The sequence below is a fragment of the Priestia abyssalis genome, from assembly GCF_002019595.1.
Classification (GTDB): domain Bacteria; phylum Bacillota; class Bacilli; order Bacillales; family Bacillaceae_H; genus Bacillus_BA; species Bacillus_BA abyssalis.
In genome coordinates this window covers 432393-449882 of record NZ_KV917369.1, presented here as the reverse complement: position 1 = coordinate 449882, position 17490 = coordinate 432393, and the positions used below count along the sequence as shown (strand labels likewise).

Sequence of the window (17490 nt, the reverse complement as noted above, 5' to 3'; positions counted from 1 at the left end):
GCTTCTACCTCTTTACGCTTGTTCGTCTTTTAATTTTTTTAAGCTTAAAATTTTTTCTTTCATCTCTTTTTCGGATAAGTTTTTTTCATTTTTGGCAAGCTTTTGTGTTTCCCAAAAGATTTTTAAATCTCCAGATGAGATGACTTCATAGGAGGAAAATTTTTTTTCCAAAGCTTTTTGTATTTTTCCTTCAATTTGTTTAGAGCGAAAGCGATCAAAATGGGAAATCTGATAAGCAACTAGTAAATGACCCTTTCCCTCAACCGCCACTACATCCTTAATTTGCGAAAAAGAATTTTTCATTTTTTTTTCTGCTGCCGTTTCTACTTGCTGATCCCTTTCATGGGAAGAGCTTGTATGTACTATATTCGGTGAATCCATGCCCCTTGCTTCCTGCTGACATCCCGCTGCCAGCAAAGACGCCAATATTAATCCTGCTATTCGTTTGATCATACAAAAACGCACCCTTTTCTTTAAATAATGATTCTTCTTTTATGTTGTGCATTGTCTGTCATTTTATGAGCAGCCCGAGCGGGCAAAAAAGCAAAATTTCGGTGTTCCTGCCACAAAGTGCGACAAATTTTTATTGGCAGGCACAAAAAAGAATCAGGATTTCGTTGTGAAATCCTGATTCTTTTTAACGCTTTGGTAATTTTGACCCGCATCCACAACCGCCAAGTGAAGATTTTTTCGTAGAAGGTGTAGGATAAGGGTGGTAAACCGTTGGGCGTGATGTCACTTGATGAGAGTGATTCATTGCGGTTTTCGGAAATTTGCCGTTAGATGTTCTAGAAGAAGCTGGATACCCTTGATAAGAACCGGAATAATGCATATCAGTTCCACCTCTTTTCTGTAAAGGAGACTTTTCACTAGTGATTTTTTCTTCATTCCCACCGATGATTCATTGACTATCCAATTTTACGGACATTGCTGCTTAAATAAAGAAACGAAGACCATCGCGTGACTCCTTTAGGATTTTAATGCCCGTTAATGCGGGCTTAATAAAAACTCCATTTAGGAGGGAAATTTGTACTATCCATCATATTCTAAAACTAATAAGCTTGTGCTCAACTATCAGCATTTGACTAAAGAAACTCCTATCAGCGGGAGGAACCTTCATATCGAAGGTTTTACTCTCTGCTAAAACGGGGATGGGGATTCATTTTGAAAAGATTAATCCTCATCAATCGCATTTTGTTCATGAAGCACTCTCATAAACCACGCATCGCTGGACGTTCGGTTCTTTTTGTTTTGACGATGTGCCTGAAAATAAGGGGATTCAGCCGGTTTTTCCTGCTTTTTCTCTGCACTTCCTTTTTTAAGTGCAGGAGGATGCTGCTTTTTGTCTTTAATGGACGATACATCATTAATAAACGATTTTAAAACATCAATCTGTTCTAAGAGTTGATTTTTTTCGTGCTTATGTCTTTGTTTTAATTCCTTGACTTCCTCTTCGAGTTCTTCTTCTCTCCATTCTCTCTGTTGAAATTCCAGGTATCTTTCTCTATAAAAGGAAAGCTGGGATTTTAAAGTGGAGATGTACTTTTTCAAGTTCTCTTCACTAATTTTTTTGTCACTCATATGCCTCACTCCTCCCGTATTCTACCAATAGTTTATGAAGGAATTTTTCGGCTGTGACCGATAACCGTTCTCCAATAGCTGAATATCATATGACTGAGCTTCTTCCTTTTTCTTTAATGCCCTCCGTTCATAGGCGAAGATGAAGAAATTCCGCTCCTGTCACGGCACACAAATAATAGTCATTCATACAATATATTAGTCCGATACCCAGATTCAGGGCTCAGAATAAGGACAATTAAGATTAGGAGGTAACACTATGCGTGATTCAGAAAAACTTTGTATCCGCGTGCCTAAAGTTTATGATTGGGTCAACCGTCAAGTTGATTTACCTTTAATAAGCTTTACAGGTCACAAAGGTTTGGCTAAGTTAAAATTTGATTGTGAGGACACTCCAGGTACAAAAGACGATCCATGCTGCGTCCTTGGAAGAAACACAATCACAAGATGTTTTTTAAGTGACTCTGAAGGAAATCCGATTGAGTCTCTCAATTCCGATGCAGTGGAAATCAAAGAAATTGTGCAGCCGGACGGCCGTTTAAGCGTCACATCCACACTGCCAAATGGCGACAGAGTAACTCTTCAAAAAGTAAAAGTATTGGTAAAAGGATTCTTTGTCATTGAAGTTTCCAATATGCAAGGTGACGTTTGCATCTCAGCACCTCAGCCGTTTGCAGTCGCTCAAACATTCTTCTTATGTGCCCCTCCAGGAACTGATGTAGTTGGCCATATTACATTCTTTGAATGTGACGCACACTTAATCTGTGAGAATAATGAATTCCAACAATTAGATGTATCCTTAACATTCTGCTTAGATGTACAAATGGAAGCAACAGTAAAAATTGAAGTGGATGCACGCTTCTGCCGTCCTCGCCAAGAACTTCCTATTAACACTTGCAATGTTGGTAACCAACTTCCTCCACAATGTCCAGATGTTTTTCCTGGAGAGACTAACCACCACGATTGCTAAACCTTCCACTTATAGAGGAGAACTTTCTCCTCTATTTTTTATTAATCTTTTTTGCAATTTATGTATGTACACCTATATTTTTTTCACACCTCCACCGTATCCACGATCATCGGCTCCTATAAACCTCCAGGAGAAATCATGATTCATGAGTGCTTCCATCAATGAGGGCATTACAATCCTTTGTTTCTCATACATATAAGTGAACGGAAAGGAGCGTGTATGATGAAAAATAATTCCCATCCTTCGTCCGACAGCGTTCTTCAGTTAAGACAAAAACTCATTCACTATAAATCAGAGGTTAATCATTATGAACAAAAAATAAAGCAATATGAGAGGGCCTTGCAGCAGGAAAAAGAAAATACAGACTTTTGGAAAGAAAAACATGCCTCCATGATCAATCACTGGGAGAAGGAGAATTCTGCTGAAGAATTTGAACGGAAGATTAATATGTTAACAAACGAACTAGCTGAACAAAAACTCTTGAACGAGCATCTTAAGAACAAACTCTCGCAACAAGAATCAATCGTAAAAGTAGAAGAAAAACGCATGTCCAAACACGACCTTATCAGTTTTTTTATGTATTCAGTCATTAGCCCTCATAACAAAGAGGAAGATACGGTCATTGTAGGAAACGTCATTATAAAAAATCAAACATCCATTCCGCTGCATTCTCCAACCCTTTGCCTGAAAATTCTACCGCCTTTAAGCGCCAATTTGAGCGGAAAAATCATGAGCCCCGACAAGAAGAGCGCTGAATCGTTTTATATACAAGAAACTGAATCTGAGCAATGGGAATATGCTCATCCAAATTGGAAAGAAAAAATCAGAAAGGAAGGAGAATATTGGTTAAAACCCGTTCAAACCACCATACTTAAACCTGACAGCTTCCTATCGTTTGATTCCTTCCAACTCGGAATCCGGCCTGATGCTAATCTTTCTTCCTTCTTGTTGGAAGGCTATTTCTATACAAAGGAATGGCAGGAGGGTGTTCCCTTTTTAAACAAAATCGTGATTAATTTTTCCGGATAAATAAAGGCACATGGATAAAAAACATCCATGTGCCTTTATTTATATGGATTAAAGTTATCCGTGAAAATCTGAGCCCCCCGAATAAAATAAGTTATAGTGGAGAGCACATTTCATGTACCTGCGTTCATGGTCTATATTATGAAGAGGATGGTATACCTCGATTCCGTCAAATCCCATTTCCAGCAGCTCTTCTATCATATCTTGATTCGAAATGACAGCCGGATGGGCGAGCACGGCTACTCCCTTGCTTCCTTGTATCAGCTCGATTCCCTCTTTTGGTGTTAGTGCCATCTTCTCCACACTGCATGTTTTCCCGTCTCCCAGGTATAGATCAAAGACCGTCTTTATATCTTTTACATAGCCTTTTGCCACGACTGCTTTGGCAATATGAGGTCTCCCTATAGTACCCCCCTTGCTGAATTCATGAACATCTTCCATCGTAATATTCATGCCAAGCTGCTGAAATTTTTCTACAATGATTGAAGCTCTGTGTTCGCGATGATGCCTTATTTGTTTCAGTACATTTTCTAAATGCGTTGTTGCTGTCAAACCGTACCCTAAAATATCAATGCGCTGCCCTTGATAATACGTTGTCAGCTCAATGCCTGGTATGACATGTATGCCTATTCTTTTCCCTTCAGCCATCGCTTCTTCTATTCCAGCCATGGTATCATGATCCGTAATCGCAATCGTCCTCTTACCTAATTGCTTCATTTTATTGACCACTTCTTTTGGAGATAAGGCTCCATCGGAAGCTGTTGTATGCATATGCAAATCATAAGCCCCATCTTTAACTACTTGTCGAATGTCCATAGCATTCTCCCTTCAACCATTTCTTCTATCATTTCTATTGCTGCTCTTACTGCCGTTCAAACAGGCAGCAAGACTTTAGTGATAATTGTTCTGCTTTATCTTTCATTTTAAAGGAAGAAGCTGGTTCGAGAAAGAAGCTGGTTCAAGAAAGAATTTTTTATCGTCATTAAATAATGACAGCCCAAACTGACAGCGTGTTGGCCGCTTATGCCCATCTATTCACGTGGATTTTTACAGCACGGCTTGAACATACTCGCGCAAAGCCTCTTGCCATGAACGCATAGAGAAATCTTTACTTTTCCCTAAAGCAGAGTAGCCTGGCCTTTTAGCCAAGCATTCTTCCTTTCCCGAGGAAACAGGACTGACAAGTACCGGATCCGCACCTGCTTCTTGATAAATTTGTTTGGCTAACTCATACAAACTGCAGCTTCCTTCGTTAACCAGATGGTAGGTGCCGTAAGAATGTTTCGAAATTTTTACCAGCGCTTCCACAAAGTCTTTCATACTAGTTGGTGAACTGAATTCACTGTTGCTTACTTGAATTTCTTTTTTCTTTTTTGCATTTTCAATCATCCTGTTAACAAAATTCGGACTACAACTTCCATAAAGCCAGGATGTACGTATAATATAGCTTTTAGAATGAATAAGCTGTACAAAACGTTCTCCCAGGCGCTTGCTTTCTCCATAAATATTGATTGGATTCGGTTTGTCCTCTTCCAAATAAGGTGATTGCTTCATCCCGTCAAAAACATAGTCCGTGCTTATATAAATAAGATCAGCTAAACAATTTTGAGCTGCCTTGGCTATATTCAACGTGCCAAAACTGTTGATTTCAAACGCTTTTTCATATTCCTGTTCACATGCATCCACGTCCGTATAGGCGGCGCAATGGAAAATACAATGGGGATTCCATTTTGTTAATATCTCTTCTATTTGCCCTTTGTTCGTTATATCCAATTCTGCCTTTGTAAGTGCACACACTTCATCGTATTTTTCCAAACGTGGAATAAGCTCTTTTGCCAGCCGTCCGTTTGCTCCAGTTACTATGATAGTCATGCTTTTCCCCTGCCTTCACATCTTGGTGTTTTTTGATGCCAAGATTTTAAACATGTAACCCTGCCTTACTTCAAGAAGGATTCGAGAAAACCTGCCATTCCTGCAACAGCAAGAATGATAATAACAGGTAAAGCCAATTGTGGTATATATACATAACCAAGATAAAGAATAACAGAACTCCATATCCCCGTACACCAGTAACAGCTAAGCAGTTCTCCAATCCACTTTCGGACTCCTGTCCCTTTCACATGCAAATAAGTTCCAATACTGCCATCTTCTTGGGTCTCTTCTATCACTTCATGAAACGGTTTACGCAAAAACCAAGTAATTTTGTCAAATACGATAAGCCTTGTTAAACGAAATACCGCCATCACAAGCATTACTAAATGCAGCCATGTTATATTCACTTGCACACCATCCTTTAATTTTAGCCATGTTAAAGTCTAGTGACGAAAGTGTGCGAAATAGTAATTTCACACGAATAATCCAAAAATCTTAAAAATCAACACCTTTCTTTAACAAAGCCTAATTTGGAAAACCGAGTGAAAAAGGATGATCGTCGCCCGGGTTGCTATACCATATGTTTTCAATCCTTTTTGCGAAACTCGTTCGTTGAATTTCTTTATACTTTCTTATTGGCAATAAAAAAGCTAACGCAATGTGGAACATCGTGTCAGCTTTTTATCCCCCATCGTGCGAGCCTAACTAACCATCAGAGGGGGATGAAGAAAAACCCCCTCTGATGGAAGTTTCCTTTATAGGGTTTTAGTATTTTTTTGTTGTTCGGCTTTAAATCATTTTAAATTTTTATAATTGAAATTTGGGTAACCGATTGAAGCGGGATCGAAATAGGATCTTTATGCGGCGGAATGATAAACGCTAACTCTTCGCGGGTCACTTCTGTAATGGTTCCCCGATAAACTTTTTCTTTCGTTGTTACCTCACACACAGGCTGGGACATATGCTTAGGAAACTGCACTAAAAAGGACGCTTTTTCTTCAATCGTCATCTCTTGAAACATTTTATTCGCTTTCTTTGGCTCTTCTCTTTTCGGTTCCTCGTCTTTCAACGGAGAAATCAAGGAAAAGGTCGGTTCCTCTTTCGGTTCTGGTTGTTTGTTCGCCTCTTTTGCTTCTCCTGCTTCTTGTTGACTTTCTTGCAAGCTTGAGCTAAAAAAATGCTGCATTGAATTTTTCGTCTTTTTAATATTCGGCTGTACAATATACATTAACGGGGCATTTGCTTCCGTTTTTGTTTTTCCATTTTTCATTGAAGCATCCCTCCATTGATCAAATAAAACTCTCTTAAAAATGTATGCCCGCACCCAAGTAAACTTGTTCTTTTTTTTTGCTTCAACTTTTTACTCCATTTATTTCTTCACCCCGCAGATTTTTATTGACTCTTATGCTATGTTATGTGGTTCTGTTCTTTCATCTTGAATAAGCCCACAAGGGTTCTTCATTAAGCGGTTGGTAAGAACCCGCAAGGGAGTTTGCCAACCGCTTATGCATAACAAAACGGACATGAGCGTTCTTTTGCCCATGTCCGTTTTGTTATGTGGATTTATATAACTTTTACAATTGAATTAAATTAGCTTAATAATCTTATGATAATTTGGAATTACCGTTTTCGAGAATATTCGACACAGATGTGAGTATATGAAGAAGAAAGGAATTTTCTAATGGATATGATTGTTACTGAGGAGGAGACGCTATCAGAAAGACAAGTCTTCCATTCCATTCTTAAGGATAAAAGAATTCAAACATTGTTTCAGCCCATTATTTCTTTACACAATGGCTGCCCTCATGGATATGAAGCACTGTCGAGAGGACCTGCAGGCACTGTTTTTCATTCACCGCTTCAATTGTTTTCCTACGCTGAAAAGGAAGGCTGTCTGTATCTCTTGGAAAAAATTTCAAGGGAGCACGCCCTCAAAGCTGCTACACCTTTATTAGCCGATAATGAAAAAATTTTCATTAACATCAGTGCACAAGTCATTTACGATTCAAATTTTACACCTGGCCACACTCTTTCGCTATTGAGTGAATACGGGTTCTCTCCGGAACAAGTAGTGTTTGAAATTACAGAACGAAGCGCTATTCATGACTTTGACGCTTTTAGAGAAGTTCTCTATCACTATCGAAAACAAGGTTTTAAAATTGCCATTGATGATGCGGGAGCCGGGTATTCGTCCCTTCAGGCCATTACAGAACTGATGCCTGACTATATTAAAGTAGATCGCTCCCTTATTCAACATATCGATAAAAAAGAAGTGAAGCAAAATATTGTGGAGGCCTTCGTAACATTCGCCAAGAAAACAAATGCAGCACTGATTGCGGAAGGAATTGAAACAAAAGAGGAACTAAAGAAAGTCATCTCCCTTGGCATTCACTATGCCCAGGGATTTATATTGAGCCGGCCAAGCAACCCCATTCAGCAAGTGCCTTACGATGTCGTTCACACTATCCAGTCAGCCGCTTTTCAGCAACATTCAAGAAAAAAGATTACGATTACAGAGCATGATGACCTCATCATTTTGAAAGATGGAAATCCTATTCTGGAAACGAACGCCAAAAATATCTTAACTGCTTACCAGCAGTTATACCGCTAAGAGAAGGCTAAAGTGTCTGTAATCAAAGGGGTAGCGTCAGGAAATCCCTGTTTACAACGCTAAGCAAATTTTCCTGACAATTTCCCCGATTTTAACTCGGAAGGGAACTAATAATCACCTTCTTATTCCATTAAGGGCCAGTCCATCGAAATAATAAATGGGTGCTTTTTTGTTGACAAGTTTTAAGATTTAGCATATTTTATAATTAACTTAATAATCGGCAGATGTTTATTTTCACCTTTTTTAAAAAATTAGGCCTTTAGCATTCTTTTAATATTTAATATTGACTGGATGAAAAAGTATCCTAAATAAAAAAGGGAGAGTAACATAAATCGATCTATTCCATACTCAAGGGACTAAATTAAAGTTAAACCAATATTTTCTTTAGAAGGAAATTAAAACATAAAATAAATGACCTATAAAAAGGTAGCTCTTCAAAAAACTTCGCATGAAGTTAGTTGAAGTGAAGCCGACAATTTTCAAGATTCAATGATTTAAAATCATCATTGAATTATTGAAGTTGTCGGCTTTTTTTATTAAAAAATAACATTTAACCAATAAAAGAAATAAATAATCTAGAAATAAAATCACCTTCATTAAAAGGATGTTTTGTACGTCAATGTCATAAAAAAGGGAGAATTTGAAATGTTAATTTCGCTGAGTTTGTCATCATTGTTAACATTATTTTTTATTATGCTTATTGCTGCTGGGCTAAGTGGACTATTGTTTTTACATCCACGAGTACCCTTGAATTTTGTTCGCATTCATATTTGTATCGTAGCTTTACCGCCTTTGGTTTCCTTAGTGGCTCTTGCTAATACTAGTGTGAATGGAAATGTTGGTCCTTGGTCCTTGGATTCCTTAGCTTGGTTAATGACTTTCTTTGTTCTTGCAATTGGTTTAATCATTCAGCGTTTTTCTGCACGTTACTTAATGGGAGATCGCCATTATCGCAAATATTTCACCCTTTTCACATTCACTACAGGCGTTGCTTCAATTGCATGGTTAAGTGGTGATCTCCGCTTAATGGCTATATTTTGGGGAGCAACTCTCGTCGGCTTAACCTTACTTATAAGACTAAATCGTGGATGGAAGGTAGCTGGCGAAGCTGCCAAGGTTGCTGGTCGCTTATTTACATTAAGTTGGTTTTCATTATTATTCGCCGTAATTTGGCTTTTTCAAGTTACAGGTCAATGGCAGTTATCATTGGCTCTAACGAATGAAAGTTTAGCTCAACTTGGCGCATGGGAGAGAACAGGGATTAATTTATTGATTGTATTAGCAGTAATCATTCCAGCAGCTCAGTGGCCTTTCCAAAGATGGTTAATTGAGTCTGTTGTTGCGCCGACTCCTGTTTCTGCGATTATGCACGCAGGTTTAGTAAATGCAGGCGGAATTATGCTGGCGCGATTTTCACCTCTTTTTAATGGTGATATCGCTTCAATTATGTTACTTATTTTTGCAAGCATTTCTGTATTAATTGGATCTGGAATTAGTTTAGTCCAGGTTGACTATAAACGTCAGTTAGTAGGTTCGACGATTGGACAGATGGGGTTTATGCTCATTCAGTGTGCATTAGGTGCGTATACAGCAGCCATTATTCATCTTATCTTACATGGTTTGTTCAAAGCTGCGCTGTTTTTACAGGCTGGTTCGGCAGTACGTCGTTTCGAAGCACCGACCCGCGTGAACGAAAGGTCATCATCTTTATGGGTTATGGCTGGTCGGATTTTAAGCTTAGCTGTAGGAGTTGCTTTTTGGTTCATGACTCCAGGAGAAGGGTATCACTTAATTAGTGCGCTAATCTTAGGGTGGTCATTATCCGTTTCTTGGACGCAGCTCGTTGCTTTTGGAGAAGGGAGAATGGGTCGAATTGCCGGCTTATCATTTTTAGGAGGAGCTGCCATCGTTTATTTTCTCATTCATAACCTTTTCTATAAGTGGCTGCATACAAGCATTTTTCAAAGTGTTCAAAGTGTTCAACCGCCAATGCCAGTTGTCATCATTGTCGTATGTCTCTTACTAGTTGGTAGTGTTATAGGTACGTGGGCTGCTCGTAATCGTTCTTCTGTATCCTTCGCAGTACTTTATCTTTGGTTAGTGCGATTAGGTGAAGCAAAACCAAAGTCAGTAGAGAGTCATCCAAACTACCTTAAACAATACTTATCATAAAGGAGGTCATCAGTGATGGGGGTAACATCTGTATTAACGAAAGAAAATGTAAAAAAGAAAGATACAGATATTAATTTTCAAGAAAGTGATATTAACGTTTTAATTGAATCTGCCAGCCAAGTGATTGCACCACTTTGGCCTATTTCTACATTTGCAGCACGTAACCCATGGATGGGACTTGAAAAGCAATCTTTTGACCAGGTTGCAGATTGGTTAAAAAATACTCGTGATGTTGATATATACCCTAGTGCGTCTATGATCCTTTCAGCAAAGAGTAAAGGTGAGATTGATGAAGCTTTTGTGAAAATGAGGCTACAGCCCTGGCTTGATTCACAGTCCTTTAATATCCCCAGGGACGCGGCAGAGAGATTTTGTCATGCTGCCTTAAAATTAGATCCATTACCTTCTAATCTTTTATCATCACAGAAACTGGAGAAATTGGTAGATAAATTTAGTGGGCTGAATACGGATAGCATCGACAATTCTTCCATGCAACCAATCAGTTCGCATATAGAGAATCAAGATGGTGTAAAGTTAGTCAATATTCTTGATCACCATGTCATCAAGTGGTGTAAATTATATCTTGATGACTCTCAGGCAGGTTGGACAATGCCAAATCGTGAGGAAGGATTCTATCGTGCTTGGCAGCGACTCATTCAATATGATCCGGCACTTAGTAAAAAACAGCGTCAACGTTTAAAAGGTTGGCCGCAAGATGCGCATACGGCGTTAAAAGAAGCGTTATCCGCACTGGAAATCCCTGAATCAGAGATACAGCCTTATCTTGAAGGTCATTTACTTTCCTTACCTGGTTGGGCAGGAATGATGCTTTGGCGCTCTCAACAATCGAGCCGTGAACAAGCTCTCCTAACAGAATATTTGGCAGTTCGAATTTCCATGGAGTGGGCGCTTATAAAGCCTTATTTACCTTTGAACAATCAACAATCGGAGCAAAACATTTCGATTATCCCTCTTTTAGCATCGTGGATTCATTGGGGAGGGCTTACAATCGAAGAATGGTCACAGCTGTCAGCTGCTGAACAAAACGAATATTTATCATTTGCCTACAGCTTTGATGAGAAGCTTCGCAGGAAACTTTGGTTAGAAGCTTGGGAACAAACACACGCAGATCAATTAAGTGAGAATATACTCTCTAAACAACGTGAGAACAACGGTAAAAAAACAGCATTAGCTCAATTAGCATTCTGCATTGATGTACGATCAGAGCCCTTTCGTCGTCAGCTTGAAAAAGAAGGTCCGTTTGAAACAATTGGAATTGCCGGCTTCTTTGGATTACCGATTGCAATTAGTGAACTTGGCAGTAATCACAGTCATCCTTCCCTGCCGGTTATACTGAAACCTCAGCATAAAATAAAAGAGTCAGCAGATGAAAATGAACTGAAATTATATCAGCAGCGGAAGCAGACAGTTCATTCCTTAAGCAATACATTTAAAAAGATGAAACAGAATGTACTTGCGAGCTTACTTTTACCTGAGCTAAGTGGACCTTGGCTTAGTCTCCAAATGGCAGCACGAAGCTTTGTGCCAAGAAGTGCAGATCGTTTCCTTCGTAACCTTCGTGATACTTGGTTACGCAAGCCGAATACAACACTCTCGCTTCATCATGATCATCATACTGAAGCGGAGATACCTATTGGTTTTTCTGAAGAAGAAAAAGTGAATTATGCGCGCCAAGCTCTGAAAATGATGGGGTTAACAAAGAATTTCGCACCATTAATCGTCATATGCGGACATGGTAGTCAAAGCAGCAACAATCCTTATGCTGCAGCTCTTGAATGTGGTGCGTGCGGTGGGGCGGCAGGTGGATTCAACGCTAGGGTTTTAGCTGCATTATGCAACCTTCCAGAGGTAAGAGAGAAACTTTCTTCTGAAGGAATTAACATTCCTGAAGACACTGTTTTCGCAGCCGCTGAGCATAAAACAACAGTGGATGAATTACAGTGGATGTATGTTCCTGAACTTTCCGAAGCGGCACAAGAAGCATTTGATCGTATCGAAGCGGTTATGCCGAAAGTGAGTCACCATGCAAATGCAGAGCGTCTCGCTCAATTACCGAATTTCGAAAAGGAACTTAAAAATCTGAAAACTGAGGCACACCGATTTGCGGAAGATTGGAGTGAGATACGTCCGGAATGGGGATTAGCTCGTAATGCCGCTTTTATTATCGGCCAACGTGAACTAACTCAGGATTGTGACTTGGAAGGTAGAGCCTTCCTTCATAATTATGATTGGAATCAGGATGAAAGTGGTGACCTCCTAGCTAACATCATTGCAGGCCCAGGAACGGTGGCCCAATGGATTAATCTTCAATACTACGCTTCAACGGTAGCACCACATTATTATGGCAGCGGAAATAAAGCAACTCAAACCGTTACAGCAGGTCTCGGTGTTATGCAGGGGAATGCAAGTGACTTGTTAGCCGGACTACCTTGGCAATCCGTGATGCAATCAGATCACGAAGCTTATCATGCTCCTCTTCGTTTGCTGATTGTCATCCAAGCACCTAGCGAATTTGTAGAACGGTTATTAAAAAATAATTCAGCATTTCGAGAAAAGGTTCAAAATGGATGGGTTCGACTTGCTAGTGTTGATCCAGAAGGACGTTGGGAAAACTGGTAACTGCAAAAATAAACATTTATCAAATAATTTGTTACTCAATTAGAAAACTCATAAAAATAAAGAAAGGGTGTACGATATGAATTTAGATAAACCTAAAAAAGTATTATTTTTAACGGACATGGAAAACGGGTTAGAGCCTATCTTACAAGAAGTGACTAATATTCAAACAGAAAACATGCTGACTATACAAAACTATGGTATCGATATCTCACATCCTTATGGAGATATAATGAGGTCTGTTATCATTGCTATTTATCAGGAAAATGTCAAGGAGATTTTTGTTGTAGGAACAAAAGATAAGAGGACTGCCGCAGTTAATGTACTAACTCAACTTGAATCAATGAAAGATAAAATACAAACATTAGACTATCTTTTTCAAAATTGTATGCCTGAATTTTCAGGTGGTACGGTTGAAGAATGGCTAAATGGAAATGAAAATATCATTGACAGTATCGAAAAAAGTGTTGATGTTATTCGTCACCATCCTTTAGTACCGTCTTATGTTAAAGTTTGTGGCTTAATAGTTAATAATAAGGATGGAAAATCCTCAATTTTGGAGGTTCCTACTAATAAAACAGCGTCAAACCTTACCTGATCATACTTTCATTTTGAAACGGGAGGGGAAGTTAACTTCTATGCACCCATACATGGGAAAAGGCAGTTCTATCCACAATGCCCGGGAAACAGCGGGCAATTGTCTAACCTTTAAAAAAGTTCTTAAATGTTTCTATAGAAGTCCTAATAAGATCAATACAGACCTGTTAGGAACTTTTTCTGGAGAGATAGCTTTGCTCCCTTAGAAACTCTCTTAAAAAAGCAAGAATGGGAATGGATGAACTTGGTCTCCCTTTTGGAATTGCTAGTGCAGGAAGTAATAGACTAATTTTTTGTTCTATGGGGGATGTATAGTTTATGAAAATATCTAAAGGTTCTTATGAATCGGAAATAAGTAAGGCAATTACTCAATGGGAAAAAGACTTTCTTGGACGTGGGTCTGTATCTGTTAAAACAGATATATTACGGGATATGATAATTGTGAATTTACAAGGTATTTTAACACCAGCTGAATATACCGTTTGTGAAACAAAAGAGGGACTGTTAACTATAAAAAAAACTCGTTCGGAATTAGTTGAATCAGGTATAGAAGATCTTAAGAATATTATATTAACTATAACTGGGGAAAAAGTGAAAAGCTTTCATACTGATATAAGCTCCCGTACTGGTGAACGAATAATGGTATTTAAATTATTTAATGATCTTGAGAAAAATCTTTTTATGTAAAAAATAAGTGGAAGTGTTTATCAGCTTTCTCTTCTTTTGTTTACAGTTATTGCACAGTACAAAGATACTTTGTTCTTTTTGCTCATTATGAAGTTTATTAAAGGATGATAATACCTCTTAATTGGTTATCCTCCTCCTTCAACTACTAGGCAGTAACGGAAAAAGTCCAATTTCTCATTAATACTGAGAAATTGGACTTTTTAATATTGTGACTTCCTTAACGTTGTAAATCCGCATTTTCCTGACGGTCTCCCTCAAAGCATAAGACGAACGCTTTTGAAGATCCTTTTTCCTTCAGAAACGCTTGGCCGGATTCAAAGGACGATGGGTACTGGAGCCATGCAATAAAAAAACTCCCAAAATTGGGAGTTTTTTTTAGCGGGCCATAATATGGAAGCCGGAATCGACATGGATATTTTCACCTGTAATGCCGCGGGCAAGGTCACTGAATAAGAATACGGCCGTGTCGCCCACTTCTTCAGGAGTCGTTGTACGACGAAGAGGTGAACTCTCTTCAATTTCTTTTAAGATAGAGTTGAAATCGCTGATTCCTTTCGCAGAAAGGGTACGAATTGGTCCAGCAGAAATCGAATTAACACGAATTCCGTATTTCCCTAAATCTGCGGCTAAATATTTAACGCTCGCATCAAGAGAAGCTTTCGCTACACCCATGACATTATAGTTTTGAACAACACGCTCACCGCCAAGGTATGTTAGCGTAACAATGCTGCCGCCCTCTGCCATTAAGTCCTTGCTTGCTTTGGCCACAGCTGTTAAAGAATATGAACTGATGTTATGGGCAAGTAAAAAGCCGTCGCGAGTAGTGTTCATGTACTCACCCTGTAATTCTTCCTTATGCGCAAATGCGATACAGTGAGCGATTCCATGGATTACGCCCACTTCCTCTTTAATTTGCGCAAAGCATTTTTCTACTTCCTCATCATTTGTTACATCGCAAGGAAGAACTAGAGAATCATTGCGATCCAGACTTTCCGCAAGCTCTCGGACGCTGTTTTCCAAACGTTCGCCAGCATATGTAAAGATTAAACGCGCTCCTGCTTCATGAAGAGAGCGGGCAATCCCCCAAGCAATACTGCGTTTATTGGCTACTCCCATTACCACATACGTACGGTTTTCCAAGGATAAAGCTTTCATTTTTGTATCCTCCTATTTAACACAAGTTATTAGTACCTAGTCTTAAAACTAGTATATCATATTCTACCTAGCACTTGTAAAGATAAATTCGCTCTCCCTTTCTATATCCCTTTAAAAAGCGACGTTAAATCTTATGATAGTAAACCTGTTCACACCGTCTAAGAACTAGAGGCTGTCCCATCAGTCTTCATTAGACGACTAAAACTGGTTTTTAATGAAAGACCCCGTCACGAAATCCTGATTTTACTGGACTTTTGCAACGGGGCCTTTCATTAGGATGACTAAAAAGGGTTGTTTTTACCCTGTTTAGTCATCCTCTTGTTAACATTCTTCACAGAATTCAAGAGCTCTTCTTAATTCATTCACATATTCCAATGAACCGGTCACAATTAGTTTATCTCCCAGCTGCAGTTCCGTATCGCCGTGCGGGACAATGGAATCTTTGCCACGGAAAATACGGACGAAAATCACATCTCCCGTAAATGGGAAATTTCGTAACGATAAACCATTATATTTACTGTTTTCCAAATCAATCTCATAAAGAGCGTTATCTTGATTCGTTAAAATGTTAATCACTCTTGGCGATTCAATCAATGCTTTCATTAATGCTTTCGTCGATAACAGCACGGAAAATACTTCTATGCCTGCTTCTCTTAATTTTTCTTCCAGTTCCGGTGTCTCTAAGCGTGCAATGACACGTTCAATCCCGTGTTCCTTGGCAGCAAGAGCGATGTCAGCATTACGTTCTTCGCTGCCTGATGTAATGACTAACACATCCGTGTCAAAAGCGCCTTTCTCTTTTAAGACATCCAGATCATAATTATCAATTTCTTCAATATGAAAAACAGGATTGGCAATCACTTCATCCATTTTCTCTTGCTTTGGATGATAAATCGTATAGTCATATAACTCTTCATTCAGTTCACGGACAACAGGTAATGTAAACTGGTTTGCCCCGATGAATTTGACTGTAATTTTCGTTTCCTCCACTGCTTTTTTAGGAAACAGCTTCTTAAAGAAAATGGGAGTAAAAATACATGTAATAATTGCGACAAGAATTAACGCACCTGACATTTGAGCATCGATTACCCCGACCTTTTCGCCGATGGTAGCCGCAGCAATCACAAGCGATAAAGTCGACGTTAATAAAAACCCTGAAGCCAGTACGGTTTTCGTATCATACCAAATACGTAAAATGAAAATCGGAACAATTTTGGATAGTAATAAGGCAATCAATAGTAAAGGCATTAAGACAATTACTTTTGCATCTGTAAATAATGACCATACGTCAAGCTTGACCCCTACCATTACAAAGAAGATAGGAATTAAAAACCCGTACCCGAATGAATCCAGCTTATGCACCAAATCTTGGTTCGGTGATAAAAGAGAAACGAGTACTCCAGCTAAAAAGGCCCCTAAAATGTTTTCCGCCCCAATTGATTCGGATACAGCCACTAATACGATGATAAGTGTAAAAACAGCCCTCGTGCCGATTTGAATTGTCCCTTTGGACATTGTTTCCAGGAATGAACGGTGCTGAAACAATTTTCCAATAAAATAAAAGACAATTCCCGCACCAAACAACACAAGAAGCAGCCATGTGTTTCCCCCGTGTTTATCATAAATGGATACAAATACAGCAAGCAGCACCATCGTGACAAGGTCTGCAATCACAGCCACCAGCAAGATGATTTGTCCAATGTTCGTTTTCATAATTTGTGCGTCTTTTAAGGTTGGGACAACGACTCCTAAAGAAATCGTTGAAATGATTAATGTCATTAAGAAGGCATTTTCAATAAATCCTGTCCAAACGAATATATACGATAAAAATAAGGAAAGAAAAAAGATGGCCGCAAACACCAGAAGCGATGCAACGAATGTATTCGGTACTTCTTTTCCGCTTGGCAGTTTTTCTTTTTTCTTATTCCCCGCAAAAGCTGAAAAATCGATTTCCAGTCCACTTAAAAACATAAGGAAAATAAATCCGAGAGTCGACAATGTTTCTAACCACATATCCTGTTCGACGAGATCCAAGCCGCTTTTCCCGATAATCAGCCCCATAATAATCTCCGCTACAACAACAGGAATGACCCTTAGCCTAAAGCGATGAAGCAGAATGGGCGTCAAAAAGGCAACAATAATCACAATCAGCAAGGATGTTACCGAAGCTTGATGTTCCATATAA

General features: G+C 39.0%; 15 protein-coding genes and 1 pseudogene. 7 read left to right on the top strand and 9 right to left on the bottom strand.

Features of this window, described 5'->3' with window-relative positions; all coding sequences use genetic code 11:
• Window positions 1–12: 12 nt before the first annotated feature.
• The 3 genes from BK575_RS02225 to BK575_RS02215 all read right to left on the bottom strand — a co-directional run bounded on the left by BK575_RS02225 (window position 13) and on the right by BK575_RS02215 (window position 1581).
• A complete protein-coding gene (locus BK575_RS02225; protein ID WP_078408703.1) occupies window positions 13–453 on the bottom strand; it encodes a hypothetical protein in 441 nt (146 codons plus the stop codon).
• Between the two features lie 184 nt (window positions 454–637).
• Complete coding sequence (locus tag BK575_RS02220) at window positions 638–832, bottom strand: hypothetical protein (RefSeq protein ID WP_078408702.1); 195 nt, start codon at window positions 830–832, stop codon at window positions 638–640.
• A 341-nt stretch (window positions 833–1173) separates the two neighbouring features.
• Window positions 1174–1581, bottom strand: coding sequence for a hypothetical protein (locus BK575_RS02215; RefSeq protein ID WP_078408701.1), 408 nt, complete (start codon window positions 1579–1581; stop codon window positions 1174–1176).
• 256 nt (window positions 1582–1837) lie between these two features.
• On the opposite strand from BK575_RS02215, the gene BK575_RS02210 reads away from it, so the two are divergent.
• Window positions 1838–2548, top strand: a complete 711-nt coding sequence (locus BK575_RS02210) for a BMQ_0737 family morphogenetic spore coat protein (RefSeq protein WP_078408700.1) — start codon at window positions 1838–1840, stop codon at window positions 2546–2548.
• A 219-nt stretch (window positions 2549–2767) separates the two neighbouring features.
• The gene (locus BK575_RS02205; protein ID WP_235867286.1) at window positions 2768–3577 is read left to right on the top strand and encodes an MICOS complex subunit MIC60; all 810 of its coding nucleotides are present in this window, start codon (window positions 2768–2770) and stop codon (window positions 3575–3577) included.
• A gap of 54 nt (window positions 3578–3631) precedes the next feature.
• On the opposite strand, the gene BK575_RS02200 is transcribed toward BK575_RS02205, so the two are convergent.
• The 4 genes from BK575_RS02200 to BK575_RS02185 all read right to left on the bottom strand — a co-directional run bounded on the left by BK575_RS02200 (window position 3632) and on the right by BK575_RS02185 (window position 6716).
• Window positions 3632–4390 carry a PHP domain-containing protein gene (locus BK575_RS02200; RefSeq protein ID WP_078408698.1) on the bottom strand — a complete coding sequence of 253 codons (759 nt, stop codon included), beginning with the start codon at window positions 4388–4390 and terminating at the stop codon, window positions 3632–3634.
• Window positions 4391–4621: 231 nt separating this feature from the next.
• Window positions 4622–5446, bottom strand: coding sequence for a dTDP-4-dehydrorhamnose reductase (gene rfbD / locus BK575_RS02195; protein WP_078408697.1), 825 nt, complete (start codon window positions 5444–5446; stop codon window positions 4622–4624).
• 65 nt (window positions 5447–5511) lie between these two features.
• Complete coding sequence (locus tag BK575_RS02190; RefSeq protein WP_078414605.1) at window positions 5512–5847, bottom strand: DUF1360 domain-containing protein; 336 nt, start codon at window positions 5845–5847, stop codon at window positions 5512–5514.
• Window positions 5848–6245: 398 nt separating this feature from the next.
• The gene (locus BK575_RS02185) at window positions 6246–6716 is read right to left on the bottom strand and encodes a CotO family spore coat protein (protein WP_078408696.1); all 471 of its coding nucleotides are present in this window, start codon (window positions 6714–6716) and stop codon (window positions 6246–6248) included.
• Between the two features lie 411 nt (window positions 6717–7127).
• Between BK575_RS02185 and BK575_RS02180 the strand changes: the two genes are divergently transcribed.
• From BK575_RS02180 to BK575_RS02160, 5 genes and pseudogenes are all read left to right on the top strand, one after another.
• Window positions 7128–8057, top strand: coding sequence for an EAL domain-containing protein (locus tag BK575_RS02180; protein ID WP_078408695.1), 930 nt, complete (start codon window positions 7128–7130; stop codon window positions 8055–8057).
• A gap of 645 nt (window positions 8058–8702) precedes the next feature.
• A complete protein-coding gene (locus BK575_RS02175) occupies window positions 8703–10229 on the top strand; it encodes an NADH dehydrogenase subunit 5 (protein WP_078408694.1) in 1527 nt (508 codons plus the stop codon).
• 15 nt (window positions 10230–10244) lie between these two features.
• Window positions 10245–12869 (top strand): DUF2309 domain-containing protein, encoded by a 2625-nt coding sequence (locus BK575_RS02170; RefSeq protein ID WP_078408693.1) that lies wholly within the window; start codon window positions 10245–10247, stop codon window positions 12867–12869.
• Between the two features lie 76 nt (window positions 12870–12945).
• Window positions 12946–13468 (top strand): annotated as a pseudogene (locus BK575_RS02165) (carbonic anhydrase); the annotation flags it as partial.
• A 313-nt stretch (window positions 13469–13781) separates the two neighbouring features.
• On the top strand, window positions 13782–14150 hold the full coding sequence (locus BK575_RS02160; protein WP_078408692.1) for a Na-translocating system protein MpsC family protein: 369 nt from the start codon (window positions 13782–13784) through the stop codon (window positions 14148–14150).
• A gap of 375 nt (window positions 14151–14525) precedes the next feature.
• Here the strand turns inward: BK575_RS02160 and fabI are convergent, their stop codons facing one another.
• Both fabI and BK575_RS02150 read right to left on the bottom strand, forming a co-directional pair.
• Window positions 14526–15305 carry an enoyl-ACP reductase FabI gene (gene fabI / locus BK575_RS02155; RefSeq protein WP_078408691.1) on the bottom strand — a complete coding sequence of 260 codons (780 nt, stop codon included), beginning with the start codon at window positions 15303–15305 and terminating at the stop codon, window positions 14526–14528.
• Window positions 15306–15626: 321 nt separating this feature from the next.
• The gene (locus tag BK575_RS02150) at window positions 15627–17486 is read right to left on the bottom strand and encodes a monovalent cation:proton antiporter family protein (RefSeq protein ID WP_078408690.1); all 1860 of its coding nucleotides are present in this window, start codon (window positions 17484–17486) and stop codon (window positions 15627–15629) included.
• Window positions 17487–17490 lie beyond the last annotated feature (4 nt).